Origin of the sequence: Photorhabdus stackebrandtii (assembly GCF_011189495.1) — a bacterium.
Classification (GTDB): domain Bacteria; phylum Pseudomonadota; class Gammaproteobacteria; order Enterobacterales; family Enterobacteriaceae; genus Photorhabdus; species Photorhabdus khanii.
Genome location: NZ_PUJV01000055.1, coordinates 1 through 7315, shown reverse-complemented (window position 1 = coordinate 7315; position 7315 = coordinate 1). Strand labels below are relative to the sequence as shown.

Below are 7315 nucleotides of genomic sequence, written 5' to 3'. Positions count from 1 at the left end.
ATTTGTTGATCTCGACATAAGACATAAAAATATTACCTTTTAAGACGTGAATCAAGGACAAAATATGAACGATCAAATGAGATCATTCGTTCGAAGATAAAATTACCTTTTGCGTTCGGGGCGTGATAACGCCACCCTGTGGCGTTCCTTTATCTCTTGTCTCCTCCGTCCCATCTTCAAGTAACGCTGGCACCTTGAGCCACCTGTTGATGTACAGCCTGATCCATTCACTGTTCGTGTGCTTTTCAACAGCTTTCATCATCAGTTCATGGTCGATGTTGTCAAAGAATCCTTTAATATCCAGATCAATGACCCAGTTGTACTTCCAGCAACGACGCCGTGCTTCCCGTACAGCATCGATGGCTGACTTACCGGGTCGATAACCATAAGAATCTGGATGAAATAAGGGATCCAGCTTCGGTTCCAATACCATTTTGGCTACCATCTGGGCGACCCGATCACCAACAGTGGGTACCCCCAGAGGTCTCGTGCCTCCATTGTCTTTGGGTATTTCCACCCGCCTTACTGATGGTGGGAAATAGCTACCGGATGACATACGATTCCATATTTTGTAAAGGTTGTTCGAAAGTCTCCTTTCAAACGCCTCTATTGATATGTTATCGACACCATAGGCTCCCCCATTGGATTTGATGCGTTTCCACGCCTCCCATACCAATCTTTTCGAAATATCAAATGGCTTTGTGTTTGTCATTGGTTCTTCCCAACGGTGGTTGACCAATAAATTACACTGAACAATACAACCCCTTCGCTCCCACGCCATTACAGCCTGCTCATCACTACTACAGGTTGTTCCGCTCCTGTACCCGACATTGGTACTCTGACTCTTGCAGGTCTTCTGCTTGAGTGACTCCCTTAACATTCGGGTGACAGGTTCTCACGTTCCGCACGTAAGCCTGATGCTGGGTCACGCCACCTCTGTGCCGGAGGCCGGGCAGTCAGTAAACAGGTTTCTTCTGCCCTTGTCCCAGGTAGTTATCTGTACCCGGTTTTGACCTCATCTGGGTTGTTTTCGACAACTCATCAGTGATTCACTTTCGTTCGTCTCCACAGCATCCCACCTGACGTTTAAAGTAACGCCTTTTCCTTAACGCTCACGACCACCACTCTTAATGGCAGCCGCTTAAGGTGGTTTGAAGCCATTTCCTGTAAAACGGCTTCGAGGGGCCTTCCCTCATCTAACGTACAGTTCCACTCCATAAGAAGTGTTCGTGACACACTGATAACCGCCAACTTTTTCCTCTTTCTCTTTTGTATCAAATACGAACGTTTTTTGCACAGTTGCGACCGCCGCTAATTTTTCTGTGAAACCAAGTGTTTTTGTGTTTCAATACTCATCTTAAAAACAAAATGTCAATATTTATCTCTCCGAACGGATTATGACACATTTTCAGGAGCAATTTTTGTGCTAGTTGGCTATGCTCGCGTCTCAACCCCGTCTCAAAACTTGGATCTGCAAATCAAGGCGTTGAAAGAAGCTGGCTGCGACAAAATCTTCACGGATATTGCCAGCGGTGCCAAGACAGCGCGACCCGGTCTCAAAGACGCCGAAATGGTTTTGCGGGAAGGTGATGCCTTGGTGGTCTGGAAATTGGATCGCCTGGGCCGATCCATCCAGCACCTGATCGAGTCCATTAACGACCTCAAAGAAAAAGGTATTGGCTTTCGCAGCCTCCAGGAAGCCATCGACACGCAAACCAGCGGCGGCAAACTGGTGTTTCATATTTTCAGTGCCTTGGCTGAATTTGAGCGTGATCTGATCCGGGAACGGACAAACGCCGGATTGGAAGCGGCACGCGCCCGAGGCAAGAAAGGTGGTCGTCCCAAGTCATTGGATCAGCCAAAAAACATTAAGTTGCTTAAGCAGATGCACGCCGATCCAAGTTACTCAATAGGCGATATTTGCAAGACGCTGGATATTTCCCGCTCCACCTTTTACCGCTATTTAAAGTCCGATAATAACGAGAATGATGGCCAATGAAACGAATTTGGGATGTTGATGAACTTGCAGAGCATTGGAGTTTAAAGTTCGAGGAAACCCAGTTGCTCAAGATGAGGACAACCAGGGCGAAAAGCGCATCAACCGGATCAACTACGAAATCTGCGTCTTGCAGGGGTCCAGTGGAAGAACCCTCGAAAATGACGAGTCAGGGCGCGTAATGTGGTGTTATGGTAAACAATAACCGCCAGCTTCTGTTGATTGTTGTGCGATTTATAGTAATTTGCAATAATGATATCTATCAAACGCACCGCGTTTCTTACAGAGGCCACTTTTATGTCAACAGAAACCATCGATCACACTACGCTGTCCCGCCTGGTTGAAGCCGGTGCCGTCCGGGGGGCACACATCGTCGGCCAGCCTGGCGGATGGGCCGTCATGGTCCAGTACGGGATGCTGGAGCGCCCGCTGGCCGCGCAGCGCAGTCGCAATGTGCGGCTCTTCCGCCGTTTTGAAACACTGGTGTCGTACCTAAAGGACATTGGCATTGCCCGTTTCGATGTGGATTCGTCGAACTATACGCCCGACACCATTACTACCGCCCGGCGACCCGATCGCGCCGAAGCCCTGAAACGAGCGCATGAGGCTGCCGCCTATGATGCCTGGTTCCGTGAACAGATCCAGGCCAGTATTGATGATCCGCGCCCTGACATTCCGCATGAGGTCGTGGAAGCCAGGTTTGCCGCGAAACGCGAAGCTTTGCGCAAGAGTATGGGGAACAAATGAAGATTGTCTGGCGACCGATGGCAGAGGCTGACAGGGAAAACATCTTTGATTACATTGCACAGGACAACCCCCGGGCGGCACTTGAATTGGATGAGGATTTCAAAGCCAAGGTTGAGATCGCAGCACGAAACCCGAAACTCTACAAAGCGGGCCGTGTGCGGGGCACTCGCGAAATCGTGGTGCGACCGAACTATGTGATGGTTTGTCGCATAGAAGACGAAAGCAGCTCAGTGATAGTGCTGCGCGTCCTCCATGCTGCACAGCAATGGCCGCCAACCAAGTGACACAATTTCCGGCGAAAGAACCCTTCACTCATCATTTTCGGGGGTTCTTCCACTGGACCCCTAAAGCGTCGCCAAACCAGAGGGTTGACTGGAGGAGAGCCACTTAACGGTATAAGTATTCATGGGTTATAATCCGGTTGAATTATCTATTTTACAGCCAAACAACTCAAGTGCCCCACACATTTTTATGCTCTCCTAAAGGTTCTTATGCCCCGTATGGTTCGGCTTTACAACCGTGCGGCTCGATTGCGATTGTTATGAACCTGAATTTAAACTACCATGGTCAAAGAAACCAAACGATATAAAATAGAGGACAGCATGATACGCATCCCTATATTCATCATGTGTTTTTTCTTGCTTGCAATAAATAACTGCGCAATTTCAGGTAAAAATTATTACGTCGACATTCATTTTGACAAAGGAAAGAACTATTTATCCGATATAGAAGCAATACGCAACATGAGCGGCACTTCTAATAACATGCTGTCTGCCTCGGGACACACCGTCCGACTTACGTACCCTTTCGACTCACTTGGAGGTCCGGGTGATTCATATTACCGCATAGTTAGATTATATAATGTGTCACGCGAAGGTGATAATTCAGATGGTGCAAATGTTCAACTGGTGATGCAAAGGTGGGATTTTTACATTGCTGGATTTATCGTCTTATCGAATGGACGCTCTGTTTACCACAGATTCGAGGACCTACCTGAGTACCCACTACCATTTGGCGTTAGTAGCATAAACACCCTTAGAACTAGCAGTAACTATAATAGATTGGCGAGAGTGGCCAGAATTTCGAATACGGGTCCCGCATCAAACGGCATCCTATCTCGAGGTACGCTTCCAATGTCGAGAGCTTCCCTTGAGCGAGCAACAGGAGATTTGGAACGCATAGCTCCTGGCGCTATAGCTCTCGATGAACAACAAGCAAGGGCGATAATCAGCTACGCTACCGTTGTAGCTGAGGCCATTAGGTTTCGCGTTATTGCGGATGATTTTGGTCGGTCTCTAGATACAGGTGCAGACTACACCCTGCAAAGCACAAATCTCGGAAATAATGCAACAGGATTTTCCTTGACTCTTAACTGGGAAGCCTTAAGCGGCCCAGCAACGCGCTTTGGAGGCTTAACCCAGGAAAGGCAACCGATTACAAGTGTCTATGCTGGTAATAATAATTCGAACATCAGACTGACCGGGCGAGACGGAATAGCTTCGGTCTTAGCAATGCTAGCGCACTGCGCACCAAACAACAGGACCAACTCCTTTTTTTCTCGGCCGGCAGCTAGGGGAGAAAAAGTAAGTGGGGGAGACGTTCCCGTTTGCTCAATGGAAAACGTGATCGGGAATGGCAACAGAATCTGGGATAGGACGTCATATCATATCCCTGTCAAATTCGAGCATGCCGACGGGCTTAGACTAAAATTCTGATAACAGTCAGTGTGACAAAAAACCCCTTCCCCCTTACCAGCTAGGGGTCCAGTGGAAGACAATGGCATTCGGTTAAGATCTTGCCGGCGCATCAAAAGAGTTCCACCGTGTTCGGGGTTTCATCGATTTTCGTGGATAGTGTCGTCCTGGTCTCACCCGTTGGGTCATCTTTGTTATATACTTGTGAAGTAGGTAATAAAATGATTTAAAATGCTTTTTTAACCTACTTTGAATGATCAGAGGGAGGTGTTTGACAATAAAAAATAAACAGTTTTTAAAGTTCAGTTTCCGTTCATTATCCCTATTATCCTTGTCATTGATACCCTTACCCGCATCGTCTTTGTGATAACAATCATTTCCTAATATTCTTGCCAGGTTAAGTAATAAAAGGAGAGCATAAAAATCCGTGGGGCAATCGTTTAAATGCTCTCCGCATCAGAATTAATGAGCTAGTCGGAGTACGGTTGATGGTTCTACATTAGCTATAGCAGCATAAACACCAATGTAGTGCCCCACACAATTTCATGCTCTCCATTTAAGCAAGCCCATCATAAATCAAAATGAGTGTTGCAAAAACGGGGGCGACCATAGATTTTTATGCTCTCCATTTAAACCCTATTTTATCACATCGTTGTTTCCTTAACCGAATGCCATTGTCCGGCGTAGAACCCCGAAATATTAAAAAAAGCAGGAGATAAAATCTATTGACCCTGTCAAGAAAAATGTTTAGGATTCTGGGTTCTATACAGAAAATAAAGGAGATTTGTCAATGGGCCGGAACTGGTTGCTCAAGACTGCATTAGCTTGCTTTTTCATATTTCCTACCTTAGCTCACGCCAGCAATTGCGAAAGACGTGGTCAGAACCTAACGGGTTATCTTGTTGAGGTTGGGCCGACATGGGGTGGAGAGCGCCGAGTGCAGGTGAAAATTCAAGAGGTGAATTCTACTGCTGCACACATTCTACATATTGATCATTTGGACAAACCGCATGTACAGTTAATTTATTCCGGATTGTTAACGGCCTATTCTACCGGTAGTAAAATTACGCTTTACTGCGTAGGTAAAGGAGAATTTAGCTCGATTCTTCTACAGGCAGATTAAATAAAAAATATAACCGCCGGTAAATTAAGGTCGAACTGGCTGATTGGTGCCAAATGTCTACTTCCAAGTGGATGTCAATATTCCCGGCAAACCCCCTCCCTAGCTAGCACTGTTGCAAATATGAGAACGGACGAGCTTCTTTCCAGTGATGAAGCTTTACATTTCAAAGACTCTGCTCACCAGACGCATCTTGCCCAGGGGATGGCCGAAATAAAACGGCTCGGCCTGACCTTTGCGCAGTGCACGCATCACTTCAATGCCTTTTATTGTGGCGTAAGCGGTCTTCATCGATTTAAACCCCAACGTGGCGCTGATGATCCGTTTTAGTTTGCCATGATTGCATTCGATAACGTTGTTCCGGTACTTTATCTGCCGATGCTCAACGTCAGGCGGACACCGCCCCTCGCGTTTGAGCAAAGCGAGCGCCCGGCCATATGTCGGAGCCTTATCAGTATTGATAGAGCGCGGGATCTGCCACTGTTTCACGTTGTTTAAAATTTTCCCCAGAAACTGGTATGCTGCTTTGCTGTTACGCCGGGATAATAGATAAAAATCAATGGTACGACCTGAGACCATAAAAATCTGTGGGGCACTTATGCCGCAATCTTTTCTGTCCAAGAATGCTCCGTTTCGTCACCTAATTTTATGCCCGGATACCCATGCTCAAATTGGGTTTTCAAATCATCATTAAGTACAGCTGCGCGGGTCTGGAGTAAGTCATGCGCACCTTGCTGGCCCCATTGCATCTGCTGCTTTTTCACCATCCGTTTGGCAATCACTTCATTGATCGTCGATTCAACAAATGAAGAGGACATGGGTTCACCATAGCGGTACATTTCACCATAATTCGGGATCATCATGCTGTTATTTTCAATGTAGGTGTACATTTTCATCGATATGTTTTGATAAAGATTTCTTATTATCATAATGCGAGATGTCCTCATCACACATCTCAGCACAATCCTCTAGCTGTTCTAATGCCTTAATCACATTGCCATGCCAGAGATACCATTTTGTACTGGTTGGGGTTCCGGCGTAGGTGTGCCACGAATGCACCCTGTGGCAAATAAAGGGTGCAATGCTGTGCGAGAGATGAGGGGCGGCCCCTCGGAGGCGGTGTCCAGACACAGCCTTCAAACTACCCTGAGCTGCTGCCGTTAAGAGCGGTGGTGGTGAGCGTCAGGGAAAAGGCGCAGTCAGATGCGCCATGTATGTGTTGTGAAGATGAACGAGAGTGAACTGTAGATGCAGTGTCGAAAGGAACAAGATGATGTCAAAAACGCGCTTTCTAAGCGGCGTGTGATAAGTCCAGCGGTTATCTGGTTACTGGCTGGGCGGCATCCGGCATATAGACAGCATGAGCACAACACAGGCTCAGGCATGGAACGTGGGAACCTGTCGTCTCGATGTGAAGGGAGCGGCGTCAAGCAGAAAACCTGCAAGCGCCTGAGTACCGATGCGGGGCACAGGGGCAGATGGCTCCGTAGTAGGGGGCGTTTGGCGAAAGGGGTAGAGTCGAGATGTGGCGCGGTAATTTCTGTAGGTCAGGCATATCTGTTTCCGCCTCTTTCGATTGACGGTGCCTTACTGTTCTGACCATAAATCCCGTTTCCACACCCCGCTCATCGGAGGGTGTCGCAAAAGGGTTGAGGTCATTTTTTCAACGCGTCAAATTGAATCCAGCTCCCCTTCTTTAGTGCCTGTTATTTGTCCGAATAACAGGCTAAACATCACCCATAATATCAGAGCTACCGC

At 47.4% G+C, this 7315-nt stretch carries 7 protein-coding genes and 2 pseudogenes; 6 read left to right on the top strand and 3 right to left on the bottom strand.

What is annotated here, in order from left to right; all coding sequences use genetic code 11:
• Nucleotides 1–82: 82 nt before the first annotated feature.
• On the bottom strand, nt 83–712 hold the full coding sequence (locus C5470_RS20855; protein ID WP_207627064.1) for a reverse transcriptase domain-containing protein: 630 nt from the start codon (nt 710–712) through the stop codon (nt 83–85).
• Nucleotides 713–1423: 711 nt separating this feature from the next.
• On the opposite strand from C5470_RS20855, the gene C5470_RS20850 reads away from it, so the two are divergent.
• The 5 genes from C5470_RS20850 to C5470_RS20830 all read left to right on the top strand — a co-directional run bounded on the left by C5470_RS20850 (nt 1424) and on the right by C5470_RS20830 (nt 5560).
• Nucleotides 1424–1999 carry a recombinase family protein gene (locus C5470_RS20850; RefSeq protein ID WP_166291662.1) on the top strand — a complete coding sequence of 192 codons (576 nt, stop codon included), beginning with the start codon at nt 1424–1426 and terminating at the stop codon, nt 1997–1999.
• 294 nt (nt 2000–2293) lie between these two features.
• Nucleotides 2294–2743 (top strand): type II toxin-antitoxin system RelB family antitoxin, encoded by a 450-nt coding sequence (gene relB / locus C5470_RS20845; RefSeq protein WP_036845045.1) that lies wholly within the window; start codon nt 2294–2296, stop codon nt 2741–2743.
• Complete coding sequence (locus C5470_RS20840) at nt 2740–3027, top strand: type II toxin-antitoxin system RelE/ParE family toxin (protein WP_036845044.1); 288 nt, start codon at nt 2740–2742, stop codon at nt 3025–3027. The genes relB and C5470_RS20840 overlap by 4 nt, the downstream gene beginning before the upstream one ends.
• A 318-nt stretch (nt 3028–3345) precedes the next feature.
• Nucleotides 3346–4458, top strand: a complete 1113-nt coding sequence (locus C5470_RS20835; RefSeq protein WP_166291660.1) for a ribosome-inactivating family protein — start codon at nt 3346–3348, stop codon at nt 4456–4458.
• A 769-nt stretch (nt 4459–5227) separates the two neighbouring features.
• Nucleotides 5228–5560, top strand: coding sequence for a hypothetical protein (locus tag C5470_RS20830; RefSeq protein ID WP_166291658.1), 333 nt, complete (start codon nt 5228–5230; stop codon nt 5558–5560).
• A gap of 156 nt (nt 5561–5716) precedes the next feature.
• Here C5470_RS20830 and C5470_RS20825 read toward each other — a convergent pair.
• Both C5470_RS20825 and C5470_RS20820 read right to left on the bottom strand, forming a co-directional pair.
• Nucleotides 5717–6127: pseudogene (locus C5470_RS20825) on the bottom strand (DDE-type integrase/transposase/recombinase); the annotation flags it as partial.
• A gap of 26 nt (nt 6128–6153) precedes the next feature.
• Nucleotides 6154–6583: pseudogene (locus C5470_RS20820) on the bottom strand (ISKra4 family transposase); the annotation flags it as partial.
• A gap of 222 nt (nt 6584–6805) precedes the next feature.
• Here C5470_RS20820 and C5470_RS20815 point away from each other — a divergent pair.
• A complete protein-coding gene (locus C5470_RS20815) occupies nt 6806–7156 on the top strand; it encodes a hypothetical protein (protein WP_207627063.1) in 351 nt (116 codons plus the stop codon).
• Nucleotides 7157–7315 lie beyond the last annotated feature (159 nt).

What these genes read in the sequence shown, in the direction of transcription:
- C5470_RS20855 (WP_207627064.1), bottom strand. Translation starts at nt 712, where the DNA reads ATGACAAACACAAAGCCATTTGATATTTCGAAAAGATTGGTATGGGAG.
- relB (WP_036845045.1), top strand. Translation starts at nt 2,294, where the DNA reads ATGTCAACAGAAACCATCGATCACACTACGCTGTCCCGCCTGGTTGAA.
- C5470_RS20840 (WP_036845044.1), top strand. Translation starts at nt 2,740, where the DNA reads ATGAAGATTGTCTGGCGACCGATGGCAGAGGCTGACAGGGAAAACATC.
- C5470_RS20835 (WP_166291660.1), top strand. Translation starts at nt 3,346, where the DNA reads ATGATACGCATCCCTATATTCATCATGTGTTTTTTCTTGCTTGCAATA.
- C5470_RS20830 (WP_166291658.1), top strand. Translation starts at nt 5,228, where the DNA reads ATGGGCCGGAACTGGTTGCTCAAGACTGCATTAGCTTGCTTTTTCATA.
- C5470_RS20815 (WP_207627063.1), top strand. Translation starts at nt 6,806, where the DNA reads ATGCAGTGTCGAAAGGAACAAGATGATGTCAAAAACGCGCTTTCTAAG.